At 74.7% G+C, this 22,432-nt stretch carries 22 protein-coding genes; 9 read left to right on the top strand and 13 right to left on the bottom strand.

Annotated features, from left to right (window positions below; translation table 11 throughout):
• Positions 1-337 precede the first annotated feature (337 nt).
• The gene (locus VE546_RS19040; RefSeq protein WP_324923922.1) at positions 338-1,288 is read left to right on the top strand and encodes an alpha/beta hydrolase; all 951 of its coding nucleotides are present in this window, start codon (positions 338-340) and stop codon (positions 1,286-1,288) included.
• 13 nt (positions 1,289-1,301) lie between these two features.
• Here VE546_RS19040 and VE546_RS19035 read toward each other — a convergent pair whose 3' ends face one another.
• A complete protein-coding gene (locus tag VE546_RS19035) occupies positions 1,302-2,501 on the bottom strand; it encodes a helix-turn-helix domain-containing protein (protein WP_324923908.1) in 1,200 nt (399 codons plus the stop codon).
• A 27-nt stretch (positions 2,502-2,528) separates the two neighbouring features.
• On the opposite strand from VE546_RS19035, the gene VE546_RS19030 reads away from it, so the two are divergent.
• Positions 2,529-3,872 (top strand): PHB depolymerase family esterase, encoded by a 1,344-nt coding sequence (locus VE546_RS19030; RefSeq protein ID WP_324923906.1) that lies wholly within the window; start codon positions 2,529-2,531, stop codon positions 3,870-3,872.
• Between the two features lie 100 nt (positions 3,873-3,972).
• Here VE546_RS19030 and VE546_RS19025 read toward each other — a convergent pair whose 3' ends face one another.
• A complete protein-coding gene (locus VE546_RS19025; RefSeq protein WP_324923904.1) occupies positions 3,973-4,716 on the bottom strand; it encodes a polysaccharide deacetylase family protein in 744 nt (247 codons plus the stop codon).
• 396 nt (positions 4,717-5,112) lie between these two features.
• Between VE546_RS19025 and VE546_RS19020 the strand changes: the two genes are divergently transcribed.
• Together VE546_RS19020 and VE546_RS19015 are read left to right on the top strand one after the other, a co-directional pair.
• Entirely contained in the window at positions 5,113-5,472 is a 360-nt protein-coding gene (locus tag VE546_RS19020) for an ArsC/Spx/MgsR family protein (RefSeq protein ID WP_324923903.1), read from the top strand.
• A 230-nt stretch (positions 5,473-5,702) separates the two neighbouring features.
• On the top strand, positions 5,703-6,923 hold the full coding sequence (locus tag VE546_RS19015; RefSeq protein ID WP_324923901.1) for a cytochrome P450: 1,221 nt from the start codon (positions 5,703-5,705) through the stop codon (positions 6,921-6,923).
• Positions 6,924-6,970: 47 nt separating this feature from the next.
• On the opposite strand, the gene VE546_RS19010 is transcribed toward VE546_RS19015, so the two are convergent.
• The 10 genes from VE546_RS19010 to VE546_RS18965 all read right to left on the bottom strand — a co-directional run bounded on the left by VE546_RS19010 (position 6,971) and on the right by VE546_RS18965 (position 16,158).
• Positions 6,971-8,248: a cytochrome P450 gene (locus tag VE546_RS19010; protein ID WP_324923899.1), complete on the bottom strand. Its 1,278-nt coding sequence runs from the start codon at positions 8,246-8,248 to the stop codon at positions 6,971-6,973.
• Positions 8,245-8,859, bottom strand: a complete 615-nt coding sequence (locus VE546_RS19005) for an ATP/GTP-binding protein (protein WP_324923897.1) — start codon at positions 8,857-8,859, stop codon at positions 8,245-8,247. The genes VE546_RS19010 and VE546_RS19005 overlap by 4 nt, the downstream gene beginning before the upstream one ends.
• Positions 8,840-9,199 carry a DUF742 domain-containing protein gene (locus VE546_RS19000; RefSeq protein WP_324923895.1) on the bottom strand — a complete coding sequence of 120 codons (360 nt, stop codon included), beginning with the start codon at positions 9,197-9,199 and terminating at the stop codon, positions 8,840-8,842. Before VE546_RS19000 ends, VE546_RS19005 begins: the two co-directional genes overlap by 20 nt.
• Positions 9,196-9,615, bottom strand: a complete 420-nt coding sequence (locus VE546_RS18995) for a roadblock/LC7 domain-containing protein (protein WP_324923893.1) — start codon at positions 9,613-9,615, stop codon at positions 9,196-9,198. The genes VE546_RS19000 and VE546_RS18995 overlap by 4 nt, the downstream gene beginning before the upstream one ends.
• Before the next feature lie 120 nt (positions 9,616-9,735).
• Positions 9,736-11,451, bottom strand: coding sequence for a sensor histidine kinase (locus tag VE546_RS18990; protein WP_324923891.1), 1,716 nt, complete (start codon positions 11,449-11,451; stop codon positions 9,736-9,738).
• A 269-nt stretch (positions 11,452-11,720) separates the two neighbouring features.
• Positions 11,721-13,244 (bottom strand): cytochrome P450, encoded by a 1,524-nt coding sequence (locus tag VE546_RS18985; protein WP_324923889.1) that lies wholly within the window; start codon positions 13,242-13,244, stop codon positions 11,721-11,723.
• Positions 13,241-13,864, bottom strand: a complete 624-nt coding sequence (locus VE546_RS18980; protein ID WP_324923887.1) for a GTP-binding protein — start codon at positions 13,862-13,864, stop codon at positions 13,241-13,243. The genes VE546_RS18985 and VE546_RS18980 overlap by 4 nt, the downstream gene beginning before the upstream one ends.
• Positions 13,845-14,225 (bottom strand): DUF742 domain-containing protein, encoded by a 381-nt coding sequence (locus tag VE546_RS18975; protein WP_324923885.1) that lies wholly within the window; start codon positions 14,223-14,225, stop codon positions 13,845-13,847. The genes VE546_RS18980 and VE546_RS18975 overlap by 20 nt, the downstream gene beginning before the upstream one ends.
• Positions 14,222-14,608, bottom strand: a complete 387-nt coding sequence (locus VE546_RS18970) for a roadblock/LC7 domain-containing protein (RefSeq protein ID WP_324923920.1) — start codon at positions 14,606-14,608, stop codon at positions 14,222-14,224. The genes VE546_RS18975 and VE546_RS18970 overlap by 4 nt, the downstream gene beginning before the upstream one ends.
• A 44-nt stretch (positions 14,609-14,652) precedes the next feature.
• Positions 14,653-16,158 (bottom strand): ATP-binding protein, encoded by a 1,506-nt coding sequence (locus VE546_RS18965; RefSeq protein WP_324923883.1) that lies wholly within the window; start codon positions 16,156-16,158, stop codon positions 14,653-14,655.
• Between the two features lie 587 nt (positions 16,159-16,745).
• Here VE546_RS18965 and VE546_RS18960 point away from each other — a divergent pair.
• Positions 16,746-17,306, top strand: coding sequence for a hypothetical protein (locus VE546_RS18960; protein WP_324923881.1), 561 nt, complete (start codon positions 16,746-16,748; stop codon positions 17,304-17,306).
• 39 nt (positions 17,307-17,345) lie between these two features.
• Here VE546_RS18960 and VE546_RS18955 read toward each other — a convergent pair whose 3' ends face one another.
• Positions 17,346-18,245: a Gfo/Idh/MocA family oxidoreductase gene (locus VE546_RS18955; RefSeq protein WP_324923879.1), complete on the bottom strand. Its 900-nt coding sequence runs from the start codon at positions 18,243-18,245 to the stop codon at positions 17,346-17,348.
• Positions 18,246-18,574: 329 nt separating this feature from the next.
• On the opposite strand from VE546_RS18955, the gene VE546_RS18950 reads away from it, so the two are divergent.
• From VE546_RS18950 to VE546_RS18935, 4 genes are all read left to right on the top strand, one after another.
• Entirely contained in the window at positions 18,575-19,795 is a 1,221-nt protein-coding gene (locus VE546_RS18950) for a sensor histidine kinase (RefSeq protein ID WP_324923918.1), read from the top strand.
• 57 nt (positions 19,796-19,852) lie between these two features.
• Positions 19,853-20,320, top strand: coding sequence for an SRPBCC family protein (locus VE546_RS18945; RefSeq protein WP_324923877.1), 468 nt, complete (start codon positions 19,853-19,855; stop codon positions 20,318-20,320).
• Positions 20,317-20,811, top strand: coding sequence for a hypothetical protein (locus VE546_RS18940; RefSeq protein ID WP_324923875.1), 495 nt, complete (start codon positions 20,317-20,319; stop codon positions 20,809-20,811). Before VE546_RS18945 ends, VE546_RS18940 begins: the two co-directional genes overlap by 4 nt.
• Positions 20,812-20,852: 41 nt before the next feature.
• Positions 20,853-22,432 (top strand): NAD(P)/FAD-dependent oxidoreductase (locus VE546_RS18935; RefSeq protein WP_324923873.1); only part of this gene is annotated, 1,580 nt, incomplete at its 3' end.

Raw genomic sequence — 22,432 nt, 5'->3', positions numbered from 1 at the left:
GGACGGGCGGGCGAGGCGGTACGGGCCACGCGCACGGCTGGAAACCCCCGGGGATCCTCCGGTGGAGCGGGGAGACCATAGGGAGGCCCCCACCCGGCGTCAAGCACGGCTGAACAGGCCGCCCGGCAGGGGTGTTTCCGCTGCTCACAGAAGTGTTCGGCCGCCCTTGGGGGCCGGTCGCCGCCGGGCGGGCACCCGGAGACCGCGCGGCTGTCGGCCCGGGACGGCCGTTCTCCCGACACCCGTCTGATGACCTGGGAGGAAGCCCGTGACACCGTCTCCCCACGACGCCATGCCGCACCGCACCAGCCCGTACACCGACGCCCGGAGGACGGACATGCGCCATCGGTTCGATCCCGAGCTGGCCGCGGCGCTCGCGCTGATGCCCGAGGTCGACATCTCCGACGTCGACGAGGCCCGGGCCGCGCAGGCGGAGCAGCTCGCCGCGGCGGTCGCGGCGGTGGACACCACGGGCGTGGACGTCGCGGAGGTCCGCGCGCCCGGCCCGGACGGCGCGCCCGAGGTGCCGCTGCGGATCTACCGGCCGCAGGGGGCCGCCGGCCCGCTGCCCGCCGTCTACGGCATCCACGGCGGCGGGTTCGTGCTGGGCTCGCCGGACGTGGACCACGCCTGGAACCTGATGCTGTGCCGGGAGCTGGGGGCGCTGGTGGTCTCGGTCGACTACCGGCTGGCGCCCGAACACCCCTTCCCCGCGCCCCTGGAGGACTGCTACGCCGGGCTGTGCTGGCTGGCGAAGAACACCACCGAACTGGGCGTCCGGCCCGACCGCGTCGCCCTGTGGGGCGACAGCGCCGGAGGCGGTCTGGCCGCCGGGCTGGCCCTGCTCGCCCGCGACCGCGGCGGGCCGGCGGTCTGCTTCCAGCACCTGTGCAGCCCGGCGCTCGACGACCGGCTCCAGACCCCCAGCGCGCGGCTGTTCACCGACACGCCCGTGTGGAACCGGCGCAACGCCCGGCTGAGCTGGGAGGCGTACCTGGGGTACGGGGTGCCGGGCACGGCCGGGGTTTCGCCGTACGCCGCGCCCGCCCGCGCCGGGGTCATCGAACTGTCGGGGCTGCCGCCGGCGTACGTCTCGGTGATGGAGTTCGACCCGCTGCGGGACGAGGGCATCGACTACGCCCGCGCGCTGCTGGCCGCCGGCGTGCCGGTCGAACTGCACCTGATCCCCGGCACCTTCCACGGCGCGTGGGCGGTGGAGCACGCCGCCGTCATCCGGCGGGCGACGGCCGAGGCCGTCGCGGTGCTGCGCGGGGCGCTGGGGAGGTGAGGACGGTGAGCGCTCACCCGCCGCCGGCCAGCCGCAGGGCGTACAGCGCCAGGTGGGCGCGGAACCGGTCCTGCGGATCGCGCAGCCGCCAGCCCAGTTCCCTCTCGACGTGCGTCAGGCGGGCGGCCACCGAGCTGTGGTGGAGGTGGAGTTCCACGGCGGCCTGCCGCAGCGAGCCGGTGCGGCAGAACGCGGCCAGGGCGGCGATGCCCTGGGCGCCCCACTCGCTGCGCCCCAGCTCCCGCAGCCGCCGCACGTCGGCCTGGGCGCGCAGCCGCTCCAGGGGGATGTCCGCCAGCAGCGCGACGGGGCCGAGCTCGTCGTGGTCGGCCACCGCCTCCCGCGGGGTGCCGGGCACGGCGAACCGCAGGGCCGCGCGGGCCTGCGCCCAGGACGTCCGCGCCTCCAGCGGGTCGGCGGCGCCGCCGATCCCGACGCGTATCCCGGACGCCCCGGCTGTCCCAGGTGTCCCGGGTGTCCCGGGTGTCCCGGGTGCGGACGCGGGGGTGCGGGCCGCGGCCCGGTCGCGGGCGCGCTCGCGGATCGCCGCCCGCAGTTCCCCGGCCGGTGAGGGGGTGCCCGCCGCGGGGCCGTCCGGGCCCTGCACCAGCACCGCGCCCAGGGAGCCGACCCGCGCGATCCGTACGGCGCCCCGCAGGGCCCCGCGTCCGAGCAGCGCCACCGCCTCCACTCCGGGGTCCGCCGCGGTGCCGCCGGTCACCGCGACCACCCGCAGCGGCACCCCGGGGGCCAGGCCCAGCAGCCGCAGCGCGCGGGCGCGGTCCTCCACGGCCTCCCGCCCGGAGAGGACGAGTTCGACCAGCGCCGGGTCGGCGGCCCGGGGCGGCCGGGTCTGCCGGGGGCGGCCGGCCAGCACCCGCGCGGTGATGGCCATCCACTCCAGGACCAGTTCGTCGAACGGTCCCGGGGCCCCGGAGCGTTCCAGCCAGACCCGCCCGGCCGGTTCCAGGTCCACGCGGCCGGAGACGTGTCCGGGCGGGCCCGGCAGGGCGGCGCCGTCCGGGCCGAACCGCGCCGTGCGGCCGTCGGCCAGTTCCAGTCCCGCCGCGCACCCGGCCAGTGCGGCCGTGGAGCGCGCCAGGGTCACCGGGTCGGGGCCGCCGCCGAGCAGCGCCTCGAAGTGGGCGATCACGCGCACGGCGGTGGCCGCGTCCGCGTCCAGCTCCGACAGCCGCAGCAGCAGTCCCTTCACGTCCCGCAGTCTAGGAAGGACGGAAACATGTCCGACAGATCCGTGCAGCAGGCGGAGACGATTGTCCGGAGGCGATCGCTCCGGTCGGTCGGTCCGCGGCTGACAGCGCTCCTGGGAGGCGTCTTACCCCTGCTGGGGGCGCTCCTCCTCGCCCTGGCGGCGCCTCCCGCCTCGGCGGCCACCCTGACCGAGGTGACCAATTTCGGCACCAACCCGAGCAACCTGCGGATGCACCTGTACGTGCCCGACACCGTCCGGGCACGTCCGCCGGTGCTGGTGGCGGTGCACTACTGCACGGGCTCGGGCCCGGCGTTCCACTCCGGCACGGAGTTCGCCTCGCTGGCCGACCGGTACGGGTTCATCGTCGTCTACCCGTCCGCCACCCGCAGCGGCAACTGCTTCGACGTCTCCTCGCCGCAGGCGCTGCGGCGCGACGGCGGCAGCGACCCGGTGGGCATCCGGTCGATGGTGAACCACGTGCTGCAGCGTCACAACGCCGATCCCCAGCGGGTCTTCGTCACCGGTGCCTCGTCGGGCGCCATGATGACCAACGTCCTGCTGGGCAACTACCCGGACGTGTTCAAGGCGGGCGCGGCCTTCGCGGGCGTGCCGCACTCCTGCTTCGCCACCACCGACGGGTCCGGCTGGAACAGCGCCTGCGCCAACGGCACCGTCAACCGGACGCCGCAGCAGTGGGGCGACCTGGTCCGCGCCGCGTACCCCGGCTACAGCGGCCCCCGGCCCCGCATCCAGATCTGGCACGGCACCGAGGACGGCACCCTGCGCTACCCGAACTTCACCGAGCAGATCGAGCAGTGGACCAACGTGCACGGGGTGAGCCAGACCCCCGCCCGCACCGACCGGCCGCAGTCCAACTGGACCCGCACCCGCTACGGCGGCACCGGTGACCAGGCGCCGGTGGAGGCCATCAGCCTCCAGGGCGTCGGGCACTCCCTGCCCACCAGCGGCATGGCCGCCCGGGCCGTCACGTTCTTCGGCCTGGACGGCACCACCCCGGGCCCGGGTCCCGACCCGGAGCCGGAACCGACCCCGGGCGCCTGCCGGGTCGACTACGCGGTCAGCGCCTGGAACACCGGTCTGACCGCGACCGTCACCGTCACCAACACCGGCAGCGCGCCGCTGAGCAACTGGTCGCTGGCCTTCACCCTGCCCGCGGGCCAGACCATCACCTCCGGCTGGGGTGCCACCTACAGCCCGGCGAGCGGTGCCGTGACCGCCACGCCCGCCGCGTACAACGCCACCCTCGCCGCGGGCGCGGTCGTCCGGTTCGGCTTCCAGGCCGCCCACACCGGCGACACCGGCGAGCCCGCCTCCTTCACGCTGAACGGCACCGCCTGCACCACCGTCTGATCCGCACGCCGGAGGACACGGGACACCACGGGAAACGCACCGGTCCCGGCGGGGACGCCCCGCCGGGACCGGTGTCACGTGCCGTGGGAGGAGAGCCGGGTCAGCGGACGGCCGGCTGGTCGAAGGTGTAGCCCTGGGACTTCAGTTGGGGAATGGCCTGGTCCACGGCCGCGACGGTCTGGCTGCGGTCGCCGCCGCCGTCGTGCATCAGCACCACGGCCCCGGGCGTGACGCCCTGCATCAGGCGGCGGAGCAGTTCACTGGTGCCCGGGGGCTCCCAGTCGTTGATCGCCAGCCGCCAGCCCAGCGGCTGCATCCCCATCGACGCCGCCACCTGCGGGCTCTGGCCCCAGTTGCCGTACGGGGCGCGGAAGTAGGTGATCTGCGCGTTCGGCGCGGCCTGGCGGATCACGGCGTTGGTCTGCTCCAGGTTCTGGCGGATCTGCTGCTGCGACCAGCCGCCCATGTCCTGGTGGGACATGGAGTGGTTGCACAGCCGGTGGCCGTCCGCCACGATCGCGCGCACCAGGTGGGGGTACTGCCGGACGTGGTCGCCCCACAGACAGAAGGTCGCCTTGACGCCGTGCCTGCGCAGCACCTCCAGCAGGCGCGGGGTGTCGGTGGGGTTCGGGCCGTCGTCGAAGGTGAAGGAGACGGTCCGGCCGCCGCTCTGGGTGGAGGTGATGACGGTGCTGTCGACGGCCTGTGCCGGTGCCGTGGCGGTCAGGGTGCCCAGGCACAGCCCGGCGGAGAGCAGCAGGGGCGCCACCAGGCGGCGCAGCCGGCCCGGGCGCCGGGAGCGCGAGCGGCTCCGGACGGTCCTGTGGGGGGTGCTCGTTGTCATGGCCAACTCCGGTTCCTTCCTGGTACGCGGCCGGGTCCGGGCGCTCCTCGCCGGGGGCGCGCCGGCCCGGTCCGCGGGTGTGGGGGTGTGGGGGTGTGGAGGGACGGAAGTTTTCGGAACCCTTCCGGTAGGGCGAAGAGACCATAGGAAGGCCCCAACGCGGCGTCAAGCACCGGCCGTTGCCCGTCCCGCGGTGCGTTTGCGCTGGTCGGCGGGGTATCCGGCCGTCTCCCCCGCTCCCGGGCGGTGCGGAGAAACGGCCGGTTGTCGGGCCGGGACGGCCGTCCTCCCGCCGGTCGTCTGACGCCGGGGCCTCGGCTCCGGGCCCACCGGGACGCCCCGGCCGCCCGGGTCCGGGGGCCCTCCCGACGCCCACGGCACCGCTACGGTGGCCGCATGGAGATCTGGATCAACCCCGCCTGCTCGAAGTGCCGCAGCGCGGTGAAGCTGCTGGACGCCGAGGGCGCCGAGTACACCGTCCGCCGCTACCTGGAGGACCCGCCCGGCGAGGAGGAGCTGCGGGAGGTGCTGGAGCGGCTCGGGCTGGAGCCGTGGGACATCACACGGACGCAGGAGGCCGAGGCCAAGGAGCTGGGGATGAAGGAGTGGCCCCGGGAGCCCGGCGCCCGGGACCGGTGGATCGCGGCGCTGGCGCGGCACCCGCGCCTGATCCAACGTCCGATCATCACCGCCGACGACGGTACGGCGGTCGTGGCGCGCACCGACGAGGCCGTTCGCGACGCGCTGTCCCGCTAGCGTCCCGCCGCATCCGTTCCGTCACATCGCCGCCGGGCGGAGCCCCCTGACGGCGCGCCGCCCGGCGGGCGCGGTGGGGCCGGACGGCCGTGGCGGGTGAACGGCCCACCGGACAACGGCACTTGATGTGGCTGCATGCTGCACATATCACTCCGGCGAGGCTGTCTCATCCGTTGAAAGGTCAATATTCTGGACGCATCCGCTCGTCACCTCATCGAGGGAGCTCCGTCTTGACCACCGCGCAGCAGATGCCCGACATACTCTCGGCCGAGTTCGCCGCCGATCCCTACTCCGCCTACCGCGTGATGCGCGAGGAGGCGCCGCTGATCTGGCACGAGGCCACCAAGAGCTACATCGTCTCCCGGTACGAGGACGTCGAGCGGGCCTTCAAGGACGGGGCGTCGTTCAGCACCGACAACTACACCTGGCAGATCGAGCCCGTCCACGGCAGAACGATCCTGCAGATGAGCGGACGCGAGCACGCGGTGCGCCGGGCGCTGGTGGCCCCCGCCTTCCGCGGCAGCGACCTGCGGGAGAAGTTCCTCCCGGTCATCGAGCGCAACGCGCGCGAACTCATCGACGCCTTCCGCACCACCGGCACGGCGGACCTGGTCGACGCCTTCGCCACCCGCTTCCCGGTCAACGTCATCGCCGACATGCTGGGGCTGGACAAGGCCGACCACGACAAGTTCCACCGCTGGTACACCTCGGTGATCGCCTTCCTCGGCAACCTCTCCGGCGACCCGGAGGTGACGGCCGCCGGCCACCGGACCAGGGAGGAGTTCGCCGAGTACATGATCCCGATCATCCGGCGGCGGCGTGAGAACCCGGGCGACGACCTGCTGTCCACGCTCTGCGCCGCCGAGGTCGACGGCGTGCGGATGAGCGACGAGGACATCAAGGCGTTCTGCAGCCTGCTGCTGGCCGCCGGCGGGGAGACCACCGACAAGGCGATCGCCGCCCTCTTCGCCAACCTGCTGACCCACCCCGACCAGCTCGCCGCCGTACGGGCCGACCGGAGCCTGATCGACCGGGCGTTCGCCGAGACCCTGCGCTACACCCCGCCCGTCCACATGATCATGCGGCAGACGACGACCGAGGTGGCCCTCAGCGGCGGCACCATACCCGCCGGGGCGACCGTCACCTGCCTGATCGGCGCCGCGAACCGCGACCCGGAGCGCTACCGGAACCCGGACGCCTTCGACATCTTCCGCGACGACCTGACGACGACGACCGCGTTCTCCGCGGCGGCCGACCACCTGGCCTTCGCGCTGGGCCGGCACTTCTGCGTCGGGGCGCTGCTGGCCAGGGCCGAGGTGGAGATCGGCGTCAACCAGTTGCTGGACGCCATGCCGGACGTGCGGCTGGCGGACGGCGCCGAGATCGTGGAGCAGGGCGTGTTCACCCGGGGGCCGAAGGCGGTGCCGGTGACGTTCACCCCCGCCGGCTGACCGGGCTCCGGCCGGCCCGGCCACCGGCTACCGCGTCTGCCGGGTCGTCACTGCATCACCGGGGTGAAGGAGACGGGGAGGGCGGTCAGGCCCCGCATCCAGATGGAGGGGCGCCAGGTGAGCTCCTCGGGCTCCACCGCCAGGACGATGTCCGGGAGCCGCTCCAGCAGGTTCTCCACCGCGGCGCGCGCGATGACGTCGGCCAGGTGGGGCGCGGGGTAGGGACAGCGGTGCTCACCGTTGCTGAAGCTCAGGTGCGCCGAGTTGCCCTCGGCCCCGACGTACCCGTCGGGCCAGAGCTGCGGGTCGGTGTTGGCCGCGGCCAGCCCCAGCACCAGACAGTCGCCGGCCTTGATCTGACGGCCGCCGAGCTGGGTGTCGCGCACCGCCCAGCGCCCGATGAAGTTCTGCGTGGGGGTGTCGAGCCACAGCACCTCGTTGAGCGCCTGGCCGACGCTGACCCGGCCGCCGGAGACGTTCAGGGCGAAGCGGTCGTCGGTCAGCAGCAGCCGCAGCGTGTTGCCGATCCAGTTGCCGGTCGGCTGCTGGGCGGCGGCGATGACGGAGATCAGGTCCTGCACGACCTCCTCGTCGGACAGTCCCGCCGGGTGGGTGAGCATCCGGGAGGTGACGTCCGGGCCGGGGGTCGCGCGCTTGTCCTTGACCAGTTGCTGGATGCGCTCCTGGACGCGGACGTAGGCGGCCACCGGATCGTCGCCCTCCGAGGCGTCCAGGGACATCCGCAGGTCCTCCACCAGGTCGTCGGTGTCGGTGCCCTCGGCCGGCATGCCGCACATCTCGACCGCCGCGCGCATCGGCAGGGCGTGGGCGTAGGCGGACATCAGCTCGGCCTCGCCGCTGCCGGCGAACCGGTCGATCAACTGGTCGGCGATCCGGCGGCAGCGGTGGGCCAGCTCGAACTGGTCGACCCCCTCCAGGGCCTCGCTGATGACGCCCGCCCTGCGCTGGTGCTCGGCCCCCTCGGTGAACAGCACGGACGGCTGGTAGCCGACGAACGGCAGCAGCGGCCAGTCGTCGGGGATGTTGGGCCACTGGTTCCAGCGCCGCGAGTCGCGCGCGAACAGCTCGTCGTGGCTGGTGACGTAGGAGACCTCGGCGTAGCCCAGCACCAGCCAGGCGGGTATGCCCCCTTCCAGCAGCACGGGGGCGACCGCGCCGTGCTCGCGGCGCAGCGCCCGGTACAGCTCGGACGGGGTCTGCTGGTACTCCAGGCCGCTGAGCGGTACGGCGTCGGCGTGCGCCGGGCAGCCGGGCGGGGGCTGAACCGCGCCGGGGGTGTTGTCGGGGGCGGAAGGGTCGGTCATGGGGTCGTCTCCCGGGCCAGCGCCAGTTGGTAGAGATGGTCGACGAGAGTGATCAGCACCTTCTTGCCCGACGAGCGGACCCGGGCGTCACAGTCGATCAGCGGTACGTCCTCGGGCAGGTTCAGCGCCTGGCGGATCTCCTCCAGGGAGTAGTACTTCTCCTCGTCGTCGAACCGGTTCACGGCCACCACGAACGGCGTCCGGTGGTGCTCCAGCCGGTCGATCGCGTACCAGGAGTCGGCCATCCGCCGGGTGTCCACCAGCACCACCGCGCCGAGCGTCCCGGAGAACAGCCGGTCCCACAGGAACCAGAAGCGCTCCTGGCCCGGGGCCCCGAACAGGTACAGCACCGTGCGTTCGTTCAGGCTGATCCGGCCGAAGTCGAACGCCACCGTGGTGGTGGTCTTGGCCGTCAGCCCCGCGGTGTCGTCCACGCCCGCCCCGGCCTGGGTCATGACCTCCTCGGTGTTCAGCGGCCGGATCTCGCTGACGGATCTGACCAGCGTCGTCTTGCCGACGCCGAAGCCCCCGACGATGACGATCTTCAGGCCGTTCCGTGCCGCGGCGGCGAGCGGCAGGCGGGCGGGGGCCTCAGAGGTTCTGGAGTCCAAGGAGCACCTCCTTCAACAGGGCGGAGTCGGGCGCGTCGTTGCGCGCCGCAGCCCCGCGGGGGTGCCGTGCGGTGACACGGCCGGTGGCGAGCAGATCGCTGAGCAGGATCTTCACCACGGTGATGGGCAGTTGGAGTTCCGCGGCGATCTCGACCACCGCGGTGGGGGTGCGGCACAGGTCGAGGATCCGTACGTGCTCGGACTGCATGCCCTCCAGCGGCCGGGACTCGCTGACGATGAGCGTGACCAGGTCCAGGGAGACGCCCTCGGCGCGACTGCGCCCACCGGTGACGGTGTACAGCCGGTGGGGCTCCCCGGTGTCGACGGGCTTGCGGCTCATGACCGGACGTCGTCCTGGGCCTGCGTCCGCGGCTCCGCCCGCAGGTGGTCGCCGATCTGCTCGATCATCTCGTCCATGTGGTGGCCCACCACGCCCGGGTCCGCGCTGTCGTCGGCCACGACGGCCAGGTGCGCGCCGTCACCCGCGTCGACGATGAACAGCAGGCCGCCGTGGAAATCCGTCATCGAGTGCCGGACGCCCCCGGTCCCGTCGCCGAACTCCACCGAGGCCCCGTGGGCGAGGGCCTGCATTCCGGAGGCTATGGCCGCGAGCTGGTCCGCCCGGTCCAGTGTCAGGTTGCTGCTCCAGCACAGCTTCAGCCCGTCGCGGGAGAGCACCAGGGCGTGCCGCGTCCCGGGGGTGCGGTCCAGCAGGTTCTCCAGGAGCCAGTTCAAACTCTTGTCAGTGGTCTGCATGGCGGTGTCGGGCGGGTTCGGAACCGGTAACCGGTGACCAGCCCGTGTCTCCAATCTCACGGTCTTCACAGCGGGATGGGCGTCCGACTCGTCGAGTGCCCCTACGGCACCGTGTCTCGCCTACGAAGAGGGGTTCTCGGGACGCCGGGAACGGTGGAAGGCCCCGAAGCGGGCGCCGGTGTCGCGGACGGGGCGCTTCCCCTCCGCGGTGTCCGCGGCCCGCTCCCGGCCGCGGTCGGCCTGGGCCAGGGTGCGGCCCCGGGGCCGTACGGGAAGCCCGTGGGGGGTCCTTCCGGCGGCCCGGGTCCCGGCCTCGCTCTCCGCCTCGGCCTCGGTCCTCTCGGTCTCGGTCTTCTCGGTCTCGGTCCTCCCGGCCCCGGCACCGGTCTCGGTCCGGGTCCGGGCCTCCGGCAGGGCGCGCTCGGCGGCCGGGGCGGGCAGCTTCTTCCGCGCGGGGGATTCGGGGGCGGCGGCCCGGGCGTGGGGCTCGGCGCGCTGCTGGGCCAGCAGGTGCGGCGGCAGCAGCACCACCACGCCGGTGCCGCCGCGGGAGGACGGCCGGTAGCTGACGGAGATGCCGTACTTGACGGCCAGCCGCCCCACGACGGCCAGGCCGAGCCGGGTGCCCTGGAGGTCGGCGAGGTCGGTCAGCTCACCGGCGACGGCCTTCTCCGCGCGGCGCATCGCGGCGTCGGCCATCCGCACCCCGCTGTCCTCGATGGTCACCACGATGCCCGCGGTGCGCTCCTCGACGTAGACGTTGACGTCGTCGGTGGGCGGCGAGAAGTTCGCGGCGTTGTCGATGAGTTCGGCGAGCAGGTGGATCACGCCCTCGGCGGCGAAGCCGGCGATCGCGGCGGTGCTGGCGCAGTGCGGCCGCACCCGCCGGTAGGCGGCGATCCGCCCCATGGCGCCGCGCAGGATGTTCTCCATGACGATCGGCTTGTTCCACGACCGGCTGGCCCGTCCGCCCATCAGCAGGGCCACCCGGTCGGCGAGCAGGCCGAGCTGCGAGGTGCTGTGGTCGAGCCTGAGCAGGTCTCCGAGCAGCTCCTCGCCGTGGCGCTCCTGCATCTCGCGGAGGTCCGCCAGCATGCTCACGGCCGCCGCCTGCACACGGCTGAGGGCCTTGGCGCTGGCGGCCTGCGCGGCGGCGGAGCGCCGCTCGCTGGTCGCGTACTGCCGCACCACGTAGTCCAGCAGTCCGGCCAGGCGCTCCTCCTGCGGGCGCGGCAGCGCCGCCAGGACCGTGTCGGCCGAGGCGCCGTCGTGGAGCCGCCCGAAGGCGGCGGGGAGGACGGCCGTGGTCAGCCGCTCCGCCTCGTCCGCCAGGTGTGCGGCCCGGCGCTCCGCCGCCTCGCGCTCCGCCTCGGCGACCCGCCGCTGCCGGACGCAGGAGGCCAGCTCGCGCGCGAAGGCGTCGAGCACCCGCGCGAGGTGGGCGTCGTCCGGCATCGGCGTTCCGGTCAGCGCCTGTTCGGCGCTCGCCCCGCCGCGCAGGCGCTCGGCGACCGCGGGCAGGGTGACGTTGACGAGCTGGGCGGTGTGCGCCGCCTGCCGGCCCGCCTGGTGGCGCAGGGCGTCGGCCCGCTCGGCGGCCTCAGCGGAGGCGGCGCGCGCCCGCCGGGCCGACAGCGTGGCGACGACGACCGCCACCAGGGCGATCAGTCCTCCGGCGACGGCCGTCCACAGCACCCAGGGCCGTGCGGCGGCCGGGGCGGCTGCGGTGACGGTCCCGCCCGCCGTGCCGAGCACGGCCAGACAGGCGGCGGTTACGGCCAGGAGCGGACGCCCCCCGGTCGCTCGGCGCTGGCTGGGGGCGACAGGCTCTGACATCGCGCGATCCCTCTGACGGTGTGGGGTGAGTGATGTGAAGCGAACGGCACACGACGGCCGGAGATCCTTCGATCGGCGGAAGGTTGCCCTCTCGTGCGATTGACGCGGTCATATTAACCGTCCGTCATCTGGCGCGTGCCCCAACGTCCTTGGGAAGGCCCTCCCCCGTCGTCGCGGCCCCGCTCCCGGAGCGGGGCGGCACGGAGGAGGGGGCGTGGCCGCCGGTGCTCCGGCGGCCACGCCCCCTCCTCCCCGGGCCCGGCCGGGCGTCAGCCGCGCCGCCAGGGCCGCAGCAGGTCCCACCAGCGGCCGTGCGTCCGCCCGTGGGCCGGTGCCGTCGCCACCCGGGCCGCCGTCCCCGCGTCCGCCTGCGCGCCTCCGCCGCCGCGCGGACGCGGAGCGGCCGGGGACGGCGGGGACGGCCGCGGCGACGGAGACGACGGGGACGCACCCGGCGGCCCGGCAGCGGCCCGGCGCGAGAACGGGTTCCGGGCGTGGCGGGGGGTGAACCGCACCGGCAGGGCGTCGAGGTGGCGGGACCAGGACACGGAGGTCCAGCTCAACTCCTCCTCGGGGATGGCCAGTTGGAGGTCCGGCAGCCTGCTGAGCAGGGTGTCGATGCCGGAGCCGGTGATGGCCCGCCCGATGTCCTGCCCCGGGCACTCGTGCGGCCCGCTGTTGAACGCCAGGTGCGAGCGGTTGCCGTGCATGTCCTCGCCGGCCGTGCGCCCGATGGCCGGGTCGACGTTCCCGGCCGCCAGGCCGAGCAGCAGCAGGTCCCCCTTGCGGACCTCGCGCCCGGCGATCTCCGTGTCGTACGTCGGGAACCTCCCGGGGAGCACCGTCAGCGGCGGCTCGTCCCACAGGATCTGCTCGACGGCGGCCGGGAGCGTCATCTGGCCGCCGTTGAGGGTGCCGCGGAACCGCGGGTCGGTGAGGACCATCCGCAACGTGTTCACCATCAGGTTGGTGGTGGTCTCGTTGGCCAGGACGAGGACGAGCCGCAGGTGGTGGAGGACCTCCTCGTCGGTGAGGCGGGCCTCGTGCTCGACCAGCCAGGAGGCCAGGTCGGGGCCGGGCGAGCGGTGTTTCTCCGCCACCAGCCGCTCCAGGATGTCGTGGATGCGGCGGTCGGCGACCAGGGCCTTCTCGGTGCCCTTGACGAGCTGCCGGCTGGCCTCGACCAGCCGGGCCCCCTCGGCGTCGGGCAGCCCGAAGAGGTCGGTCAGCACCAGCATGGGGAGCAACTGGGCGAACTGGCCCAGGAGTTCGGCCCGTCCGGCCCCGGCGAAGTCGTCGACGAGCTGGTGCGCGCGCCGGTGGACGTGGCGGCGGATGGCGCGGCGGTCGAAGCGTTCCAGGCTGTCCTTGACCGCGCCGCGCAGCCGCTTGTGCTCCCGGCCGTCCTGGGAGATGCAGTCGGGGCGCCAGGCCAGCACCGGCAGCAGCGGGGAGTCCTCGGGAATCCTCTTCTCCTGCCAGTCGCGCCAGTGCCGGGCGTCGCGGGTGAAGCGGCGCGGGTTGCGGGCGATCTGGAGGATCTCGTCGTAGCCCAGGACGAGCCAGGCGGGGACGTCGCCCTCCAGCAGGACGGGCGCGACGGGGCCGTGTTCGGCCCGCAGCCGCTCGTACAGCCCCATGGGGTCGGCGGAGGCGACGGGCCCGTACAGCCGGGTCGCGCCGCCCGGTCCCTTGGCCCGGTCGGGGACGTGGGCGGGGCAGCCGGGCGGGGGTGTCGCGCCGGCGGGGAACCCGGCGCGCGAGAGGTCGGGGTCGGGGAGCGGCGTGGTCACAGGGCCTCCGAGGTCGCGGTGGCGGAGTCGTAGAGGTGGTGCATCAGCGTCAGCAGGACGTCGCGGCTGGAGTCGAGCCTGCGGGCGTCGCAGTTGACCAGGGGGACGTGGCCGGGCAGGTCGAGTGCCGAGCGCAGGTCCGAGACGGGATACACGGGGGCGCCGGGGAAGTTGTTGATGGCGACGACGAAGGGGATGCCGCCCTGCTCCAGCCGGTCCATGGCGGGGAAGCTGTCCTCCAGGCGGCGGGTGTCCACCAGCACCACGGCGCCCAGCGCGCCCGCGATCACGCCGTTCCACAGGAACCAGAAGCGCTGCTGGCCGGGGGTGCCGAACAGGTAGAGGACGAGCTGGTCGTTGAGCGTGATCCGGCCGAAGTCCATGGCCACGGTCGTCTCGGTCTTGCGCTCCACGCCGGAGAGGTCGTCCACGCCGACGCCGGCCTGGGTCATCGTCTCCTCGGTGGTCAGGGGACGGATCTCGCTGACCGAGCCCACCATGGTCGTCTTGCCGACGCCGAACCCCCCGACGACCACCACCTTGACCGACCTCTCGGTCGAGGTGGGCAGCAGGTCCTCGCGCCGCGGTCCCAGGGGCAGTTCAGAGTCGTTGTAGTCCATCGATCAACGCTTTCAGGATCTCGATGTCGGGGTCCGCGGCGGCCGTGTCCGCCGTGCGGGTCTGCCGCGCCTCCACGGAGGACTCGGCGATCAGGTCCGCGAGCAGCACGTGGACGGCGCTGAACGGCAGGTCCAGGTACGCCGAGATCTCGGCCACGGAGAGCGGGTTGGCGCACATGCGCAGGATGGAGACGTGTTCGGGGCGCATGCCGGGCTTCGGTTCGGAGCGGGCCACGATCAGCGTGACCAGGTCCAGCACCACCGCCTCCCCGGCCTCGGTGCGCCCGCCGGTGACGATGTACAGGGGAACGGGGGTGCCCTCCTCCCAGTCCCCTCCCCTGTTCCGGTCGCCCCTGCTCACCGCGCCTGCTCGGGCGCGCGGGGCGGACTGGCGAGGTGGTCGCCGATCCGGATCACCAGGTCCCTCATGCGCTGGCTCATCAGGCCGGCGTCCACGCCCTCGTCGGCGGTCACCGCCAGGTAGGAGTTGGCGGCGGCGGCCATGAGGTAGAAGAAGCCGCCGTCCACCTCCAGGACGACCATGCGCACGTCGCCCCCGCCGTGCGGGAACTCCGCGGCCACCGACTGCGCCAGGCTCTTGAGCCCGGAGGACGCGGCGGCCAGCCGGTCGGCGGTGTCCTTGTCGGTGCCGAACTGGGCCATGCACAGCCCGTCCGCGGACAGCAGCACGATGTGCCGGGTGTAGGGGACGGTGACGGCCAGGTCCTTGAGCAACCAGTCCATGTTCTTGAGGCGCTGCTGCGTCACGTGCTACTCACCTGATTCCACTACTGGTTCCGCGACTCGTTGCCGGTCGCCGGGGATGTCCGGGGGGCCGGGGGCGCGGCGCCGTCGCCGGTGCTCCCGCTGCCGTCCCCGCCGTCGTTCTCACCGTGGTTCTCGCCGCCGGGCCTGCCGAAGAAGTCACCCATCCACAGCCCCATGTCGGGGTGGATCTCCAGGGGCTGCCGCCCGGTCGCCCTCCGCCCGGTCCCGGCCGGGGCGCCGGTCCGGGCGCCGGTCCGGCCCGTCATCTCGGGCATGCGCCGGCGGCGGCGCTGCGGCAGTCCGTTGGCGTTGCGCTCGACCACGACCGCCTCCTCCAGCTCGGCGGCGGGGCCGGCCGGCTCCGGCCGGCGGGTCACCATGCCGGGGGGACGGCCGCCCACCCTGGGGTATCCGTCCATGGGCAGTGCGGTGAGCAGGTCGTGCGGGACGAAGACGACCGCGCGCACCCCGTCGCAGGTGGAGGGCCGCAGGGAGATCCGCAGGCCGAGCCGGTTGGCCATGATGCCCGCCACGCGCAGGCCCATCCGGGCCGTCTCGCCGAGGTCCTCCAGGTCCAGGCCGTCGAGGGCCTGGGTCAGCAGGAACTCGGCGTGCTCGCGGGTCTCCTCGGTGAGCCCCACGCCCTTGTCCTCGATGGAGACCTCGATGCCCGAGGCCACCTCCTCGGTGTTGACGACCACCTTGGTGCTCGGCGGCGAGTAGCGGGTGGCGTTGTCCATCAGTTCGCTGAAGACCAGGCTCAGCGGCTCGACCGCCGGGCCGAGCACCGCGACCTCGGCGATGCGGTGCAGGTCGATGCGCAGGTACTCGGCGATGGGGGCGCTGCCCGCGCGCAGCACGTCGTACAGCGAGACCGGCTTCTGCCACTGGCGGGCCGGGCTGCCGCCGCCGAGGACGGCCAGGCTGGTGGCCACGCGCCCGGCCACGTTGACGCCGTGCTCCAGGTGCATCAGGTCGCCGAGGATCTCCGGGCCGGGGTGCTTGAACTGCATCCTGCGCAGGTCGGCCTGGAGGCGGTGGATCTCGGCCTGGATGCGGCAGGCGATGTTGACGATCGCGCGGCGGGCGGAGTCGCGCTGGTACTCGCGGTCCTGGACCGCCCGCACGACCAGGTTCGTCAGGGTGCGGTGGGCCTCGACCAGCCGCGGGTCGGAGTCGTCCGGGTGCAGTTGGGCGGGCACCACGTCGGCGGGTGCCCGGCCGCGCTGGACGGCCGTGACGATGGGGGGCATGACCTCGTGGCAGTAGCGTTCGAGGTCCGCCATCTGGCGCTCCGCGCGCCGTTCCAGGGCGGTGATCGCGCGCCCTCGGCGCACCACCTCGTACGCGGCCACGGCGACGGCGAGCGCCGCGGCGGCCCCGCACCAGGCGACCGCGGCGCGGGCCTGGTCGGTGACGGCGGAGACGGCTATGGCCGCACAGGCGGCGACCAGGACAGGGGGGATGAGCCACACGCCCCCGGAAGCGGGGCGTCGGCCTCCCGTCAGCGAGCCGGCAGGCTCCATGGGCATCCTCGGGGTTCGGGGTGGACGGTGGGTCTCGGGGGCGGGGACGGGTCGGGACGGTGGGACGGCAGGGTCGGGCGGGGTCGATCGGGTGCGGCGCGGGACGCGGTGCGGGCGACCTTGCGGGTGGCACGGACCCCTGGCATACGCCACCCCCGGAAGAGGGCAGGTGGATCCGTCGGGCCCCCCGGCCGCCCCGCCTGAAGGGCATGTCGACGCCAGGACGTCACACGCAGCGGCAACAAGCCGTAACGGCGACGACTCGCTGCGTGACAGGGAGCATAGGGGCTTGCGGCGAGCCGTCGCAGAAACTTGACAGACACGGCCCGAATATGCGGGTGCACGCAGGGCGCACGGCCGGGCGATACGGCCGGAGCCAGCGCGTTCGTGCCGCTTTGGGCGGTTGTACGCTCCGGAAATCTATGGCCAAAGCCGGACAGGTGTTCTGTCGCTTCCCCGGGTGGCCGCCCGCCCGGGAGGCGCCGCCGGGAAAGTGCTCCCGGAAAAGTCACGGAAGTTCCGTCACCGCGGGTCCGGATGGGGCAGGGTGCCGTCATCCTCTCCTAGGAGCGACAAGGGGGCGGGGGATGAGCAGCTTCGGCACGCACCGGGCCCGGGTGCACGATGCGGCACGGCCGCCGCGGTGGCGGCTGAGCGACCTGCGGTCGTGCCTGGTGCACTTCGCGCCGTACGGCTTCGGCGCCACGTTCCACCACCTGCGCGGAAGCGCCGGCATACCGCAGCGGCCGGAGGACGATCCCGACGCGCTGGTGCGGGCCGTGGAGGAACTGCACGAGGCCCGGCTGGTCTGGCTGGCCGCCGAGTCCGCGTACGCCAGGCGGCGGACGCGCGAGAAGCGCTCGGGACGGCGGCAGCCCGCGCCCGCCGACGCGTGGCGGGCGCGGTGGCGCGGCTGCAACGGCATCGCCTACTGCCCCGACCCCCGGCGCCACCCCACCGATCCGCTGCCGGTGGTGGTGCGCCGCCTGCTGCACGCCCCGCCGGTCCGCGGCCCCCGGGAGCACGGCGCCGACGGCCGTGCGGTGTGCTGGGTGTGCGCCGGGCCGACCACTACCAGGCTGTGGCACAACGGCTACTGGACGCACACCCTGTGCGCGGCGTGCGGGGTGAGCCTGCACCGGGAGTGACGGCCCGTCAGGTCCCGTCCGCCGCCGGGTCCGGCCGGGTCAGCGGCGGAGGCGGGCCTCCGCCGCCGCGAGGATCTCCGTCACCCGCAGCCCCAGCCGTACGTCGCACGGGTGCGGCTCACCGGTGCGGGCCGAGGCCAGGAGGGCGTCCACGGCGTGCCCGAAGGCTGTGGACGCATCCGTCCACCCGTCCGGCAGGGACACCGCGCCCGCGGTGCCGCGCAGCTCCACCGCGGTGGTGGCGGCGGCCGGGGACACCGCGAGGCTGAGCGCGCAGGTGCTGGCGGCGCCCGAGGCGTGGCGCAGCGCGAGCTGGACGGTGCCCCCGGCGGGCCCCGACACGGCGGCCACCGAACCGTCCAGGTCGGCCACGTCGCCGAGCACCCCCAGCAGCACCGACAGGGCGTGCGGGCCGACGTCCCACAGCCCGCCCTTCTCCCGCCGCCAGGGCGAGGCCGCGTACGGGCTCTCCCCGGCGCCCTCGCCGAAGATCCCCGCGAGCCAGTCCGCGCGGCCGACCTGCCAGCCGCCCACCGCCCGCTGCTCCTCGATCCACCGCGCCGTCTCGGGGCGGAAGCGCATGGTGAAGAAGACCACCGAGGCCACGCCCGCGCCCTCGGCCGCCTCGGCCACCTCGCGGGCCGCCGCCACGGTGGTGGCCACCGGCTTGTCCAGCAGCAGGTGGCGTCCCGCCTTCGCGGCCCGCACCGCCAGCGGCGCCTGTATGTCCGGCGGCAGCGCCACCGCCACCGCGTCGCAGTCGGCCAGCAGTGCGTCCACGTCGTCGTAGGGCCGGGTGCCGAGGCGTTCGGCGAGGCGGGCCGCCGCTTCCGGGCGGCGGCCCCACACGCCCGCCAGTTCGGCGCCGGGGTGGTCCCGCAGTGCGGGGCCGTGGGTGCGTTCCGCCCAGGGACCGGTGCCGAGCAGACCGAATCTCATGGCGCTGCGTCTCCTCTCGGATGCGTTCGGGTGTGCCGCGCGGGGCGGGGACCGCCACTATGCCGGACCTGCGCGGACGGCCGCGTTCCGCCCCGTCCCGGGCAGGACGGCGGGGCGGGCCGCGCTCCCGCCGTCCTGCCCGGGGGTGGTGCCGGCTACACCCCCGTTCCGGGTGCCCGTCCCCGTGACCCGGCCGCCGGGCGCCGCCCAGACTGGGGTTCCCGCCGGGCGAGTGCCCCGGACGGGCTGAGGACGGGGGTGCGCGGGTGAACGGGAAGAAGGTCTCGGACGGGCTGCTGGCCGCGGCGCGGGGGCTGCCGCTGGCGGTGATGTCCCTGGCGTGCGGGATCACGCTGTTCGTGCTGTCGGTGGTGTCGATCGCGCTCGTCCTGGTCGGCGTGGGCGTCCTGACCACCCCCGCCGTGCTGGGCGCGGTGCGCTGGTACGCCCGGTGGCGGCGCGCGGCGGCCGGCCCGGCGCCGTACCGCCCCTGGCCCCGCGACCTGCGCTCCGGCGTCACCGGGCAGGTCGAGCGCTGCGTGTTCCTGCTGAAGGACCCGGCGACCTGGCGCGACCTCCAGTGGCTCCTGGCCGACGCCACGGCGGGCTTCGTCCTCGCCCTGCTGCCCACCGCGCTGACGCTCCACGGCCCGTACGGCACGGTGGTGGCGGCGGGCGTCTGGCGGGCCATGCGGGGCGAGTGGTTCCTGTTCGTCCCCCTCACCTCGCAGGTCAACGCCTTCCTGGCGCTGGGCCTGGGCTGGTGCCTGACCGCCCTCGGCCTGTGGGCGGGCCCGCACCTGCTGCGCACCGGCTCCCTCCTGACCCGCGCCCTGCTGGCCCCGACGCGGGAGATGGCGCTGCGCCGCCGCGTGGACCGGCTGTACGAGACCCGGCACGACGCGGTGGACTCCTCCGCGGCCGAACTGCGCCGCATCGAGCGCGACCTCCACGACGGCGCCCAGGCGCGGCTGGTGGCGATGGGCATGAGCCTGGGCACCGTCGAGGCGCTGATCGACAAGGACCCCGAACAGGCCAGGGAGCTGCTGGCGCAGGCCCGGCAGAACTCCGCCGAGGCCCTGACCGAACTCCGCGACCTGGTGCGCGGCATCCACCCCCCGGTGCTCGCCGAGCGCGGCCTGGGGGACGCCCTGCGGGCCTTGGCCCTGCGGTCGCCGATCCCGGTGGAGGCGGAGGTGGACCTGCCGGGCCGCTTCGAGGCGCCGGTGGAGGCCGCGGCGTACTTCGCGGTCGGCGAGGTGCTCACCAACGCCGCCAAGCACTCGGGCGCCGAACGGATCTGGCTGGACGTCGACTACGACGCGGCCGGCGGCGCGCTGCGGATCGCCGTCACCGACAACGGGCGCGGCGGGGCCGACACCGCCGCGGGCACGGGGCTGGCCGGCGTCGAGCGCCGGCTCGGCACCTTCGACGGCATCCTGGCCGTCAGCAGCCCGCCGGGCGGTCCGACGCTGGTCACCATGGAGATCCCCGCCCTGCCCGACGAGCGCGCCGGGGACCCGGACCGGCGGGCGGGGACTCGCCCGTAAGGGGGCCGGCGGCGCGCCCCGCGCGGTGCATCGCGGAAAACCGGGTACCCGGGCCGCATGGCAGTGCGACACGTGTGGGTCAACAGGAAACCCGACAGGGTGTGGAGCGTGCTCGGCGACGCCGACCGCTACCAGGAGTGGGTGGTGGGCACCCGCTCCACCGTGGAGGCGGAGGGGAACTGGCCCGAGGTCGGCACGACCCTGCGGTACGAGGTGGGGGTGGGCCCGCTGGCCATGCAGGGCCACACGGTCGTCCGCATCTGCGAGCCGCCCGGACGGCTGGAGCTGGAGGCCTCGGCGGGCCGCCTGGGCAGCGCCCGCATCGCCATCTCCGTCAGCCCGTGGGGCGAGGGCTCGCTGATCACCATGGACGAGCACCCCCTGCGCGGCGCCGTGGCCACCCTGCACACCGCCCCCATGGACGTGGCGCTGCAACTGCGGCACCGGCTGATGCTGTCGCGGCTGCGGAACGTGGTGGAGTCCGGCCGCTCCCGGGCGGACAGGGAAGCGGGGAGCCGCGCATGACGTCCACCGGCAGCCGCACCGCGGGCCGCTCCCCCGAGCCGTCCGAGTCCCCCGAGGACCGCCCCGACCGGGCCCACCGCCGCCCGCCGGGCGTCACCGACGCCACCGTGGAGGCCGTCGGCAAGGTCTCCGAGGCCCTGGAGGCGACCGAGCGGGCCCGCGGCCACCTGTACTCCTTCCACCAGATGACCGGCCGGGCCGACCTGCTGCTGGGCGAGGCGGTGGACCTGCTGCGCGCCGCCGGGCACGAGGAGGAGGCGGACCTGCTGGAGACCGAGGTCCTGGGGCGCAACGTCATCCCCGGCCACTGGACGTTCCAGATCGTCGAGGGCTACGACGACCACTACTACCGGCCGTTCCTCGCCGCCGAGGAGCGGGTGCGCCGCCTGGTGGGCGGCCTGCGCCACCTGTACGAGGCGGAGATGAAGGAGGCCCGGCGCACCCGCGGCCACCCCGCCCACACCGCCCGCCCGGACACGCCCCGCCCCTGACACCCCCGTCCCGGGGACTTCCCGAGGAGGCTCAGCCGCTGATGACCGAGGCGCCCGACGCCGTCGTGGTGGGGGCCGGCCCCAACGGGCTGGTGGCCGCGAACCTGCTGGCGGACGCGGGCTGGCGGGTGCTGGTCCTGGAGGCCCAGCCCGAGCCCGGCGGCGCCGTCCGCAGCGACCGCGGCGTCCACCCCGACTACGTCAACGACCTGTTCAGCTCCTTCTACCCGCTGGCCGCGGCCTCCCCCACCATCCGCTCCCTGGAGCTGGAGCGCTGGGGCCTGACCTGGAGCCACTCCCCCGCCGTCCTCGCCAACCCGCTGCCCGACGGCCGCTGCGCCGTCCTGCACCGGGACCGGGAGGAGACCGCGCGGAGCCTGGAGTCCTTCGCGCCCGGGGACGGGGAGGCGTACCTGCGGCTGACCGGCCTGTGGGACCGGCTCGGCCCCGACCTGCTGAACGCGATGCTCACCCCCTTCCCGCCGGTGCGCCCCGCCCTGTCGCTGGCGGCGAAGCTGCGGGCGGCCGGGGGCCTGCGGCTGCTGCGGATGCTGATGCTGCCGGTGCGGCGCCTGGGCGAGGAGGAGTTCGCCGGACCGGGCGCACCGCTGCTGCTGGCGGGCTGCGCGCTGCACGCGGACATCTTCCCCGAGTCCACGGCCGGGACGGTCTACGGCTGGCTGCTGGCGATGCTGGGCCAGCAGGTCGGCTGGCCGGTCCCCGCCGGCGGCGCCGGCGCCCTCACCGAGGCCCTGGTCCGGCGCCTGGAGTCCCGGGGCGGGACCGTGCGCTGCAACGCCCGGGTGGCGCGGGTGGTCGTCATCGGCGGACGCGCCGCGGGCGTGCTGACCGACGACGGGGAGGCCGTACGGGCCCGCCGCGCGGTCCTGGCCGACGTCCCCGCCCCGGCGCTGTACGGCCGCCTGGTCCCCTGGCAGCACCTCCCGGCCCGGCTGCGGGACGACGTCCGCCGCTTCCAGTGGGACACCTCGACGTTCAAGGTGGACTGGGCGCTGTCCGGGCCCATCCCCTGGACCTCCCCCGAGGCCGCCGGCGCGGGCACCGTCCACCTGGCCGACAGCATGGACCACCTCACCCGCAACAGCGCCCAACTGGCCACCGGCGCCGTCCCGGACCGGCCGTTCGTGCTGGTGGGCCAGATGACCACCGCCGACCCGTCCCGCTCCCCGGCCGGCACCGAGTCGGCCTGGTCCTACACCCACCTCCCGCAGCGCGTCCGCGAGGACGCGGGCGGCGCGGGCCTCACGGGCACCTGGGGGCCGGGCGAGCGGGAGGCCATGGCCGACCGGGTGGAGGCCGAGGTCGAACGCCGGGCCCCCGGCTTCCGCGACCTCATCCTCGCCCGCCGCGTCCTGGCCCCGCCGGACCTCGAAGCACGCGACGAGAACCTGGTCGGCGGCGCCCTCAACGGCGGCACCGCCGCCGTCCACCAGCAGCTCTTCTTCCGCCCGGTCCCCGGCACCGGCCGCCCCGCCACCCCCGTCCGCGGCCTGTACCTGGCGTCCTCCTCCGCCCACCCGGGCGGCGGCGTCCACGGCGCCTGCGGCGCCAACGCCGCCCGCGCGGCCCTCGCCGCCGAACGCCCCCTCGCGCACTACGT

Source organism: Streptomyces sp. (genome assembly GCF_035644915.1).
Taxonomy (GTDB): Bacteria; Actinomycetota; Actinomycetes; order Streptomycetales; family Streptomycetaceae; genus Streptomyces.
The sequence above is the reverse complement of the archived record's forward strand: the minus strand, read 5'-3'. Positions and strand labels throughout refer to the sequence as shown.

Excerpts from the sequence above, each read along its gene's own strand:
- VE546_RS19040 (WP_324923922.1), top strand. The coding sequence starts at position 338 with ATGCGCCATCGGTTCGATCCCGAGCTGGCCGCGGCGCTCGCGCTGATG.
- VE546_RS19030 (WP_324923906.1), top strand. The coding sequence starts at position 2,529 with ATGTCCGACAGATCCGTGCAGCAGGCGGAGACGATTGTCCGGAGGCGA.
- VE546_RS19025 (WP_324923904.1), bottom strand. The coding sequence starts at position 4,716 with ATGACAACGAGCACCCCCCACAGGACCGTCCGGAGCCGCTCGCGCTCC.
- VE546_RS19020 (WP_324923903.1), top strand. The coding sequence starts at position 5,113 with ATGGAGATCTGGATCAACCCCGCCTGCTCGAAGTGCCGCAGCGCGGTG.
- VE546_RS19010 (WP_324923899.1), bottom strand. The coding sequence starts at position 8,248 with ATGACCGACCCTTCCGCCCCCGACAACACCCCCGGCGCGGTTCAGCCC.
- VE546_RS19000 (WP_324923895.1), bottom strand. The coding sequence starts at position 9,199 with ATGAGCCGCAAGCCCGTCGACACCGGGGAGCCCCACCGGCTGTACACC.
- VE546_RS18995 (WP_324923893.1), bottom strand. The coding sequence starts at position 9,615 with ATGCAGACCACTGACAAGAGTTTGAACTGGCTCCTGGAGAACCTGCTG.
- VE546_RS18990 (WP_324923891.1), bottom strand. The coding sequence starts at position 11,451 with ATGTCAGAGCCTGTCGCCCCCAGCCAGCGCCGAGCGACCGGGGGGCGT.
- VE546_RS18980 (WP_324923887.1), bottom strand. The coding sequence starts at position 13,864 with ATGGACTACAACGACTCTGAACTGCCCCTGGGACCGCGGCGCGAGGAC.
- VE546_RS18970 (WP_324923920.1), bottom strand. The coding sequence starts at position 14,608 with ATGGACTGGTTGCTCAAGGACCTGGCCGTCACCGTCCCCTACACCCGG.
- VE546_RS18965 (WP_324923883.1), bottom strand. The coding sequence starts at position 16,158 with ATGGAGCCTGCCGGCTCGCTGACGGGAGGCCGACGCCCCGCTTCCGGG.
- VE546_RS18960 (WP_324923881.1), top strand. The coding sequence starts at position 16,746 with ATGAGCAGCTTCGGCACGCACCGGGCCCGGGTGCACGATGCGGCACGG.
- VE546_RS18955 (WP_324923879.1), bottom strand. The coding sequence starts at position 18,245 with ATGAGATTCGGTCTGCTCGGCACCGGTCCCTGGGCGGAACGCACCCAC.
- VE546_RS18950 (WP_324923918.1), top strand. The coding sequence starts at position 18,575 with ATGTCCCTGGCGTGCGGGATCACGCTGTTCGTGCTGTCGGTGGTGTCG.
- VE546_RS18945 (WP_324923877.1), top strand. The coding sequence starts at position 19,853 with ATGGCAGTGCGACACGTGTGGGTCAACAGGAAACCCGACAGGGTGTGG.
- VE546_RS18940 (WP_324923875.1), top strand. The coding sequence starts at position 20,317 with ATGACGTCCACCGGCAGCCGCACCGCGGGCCGCTCCCCCGAGCCGTCC.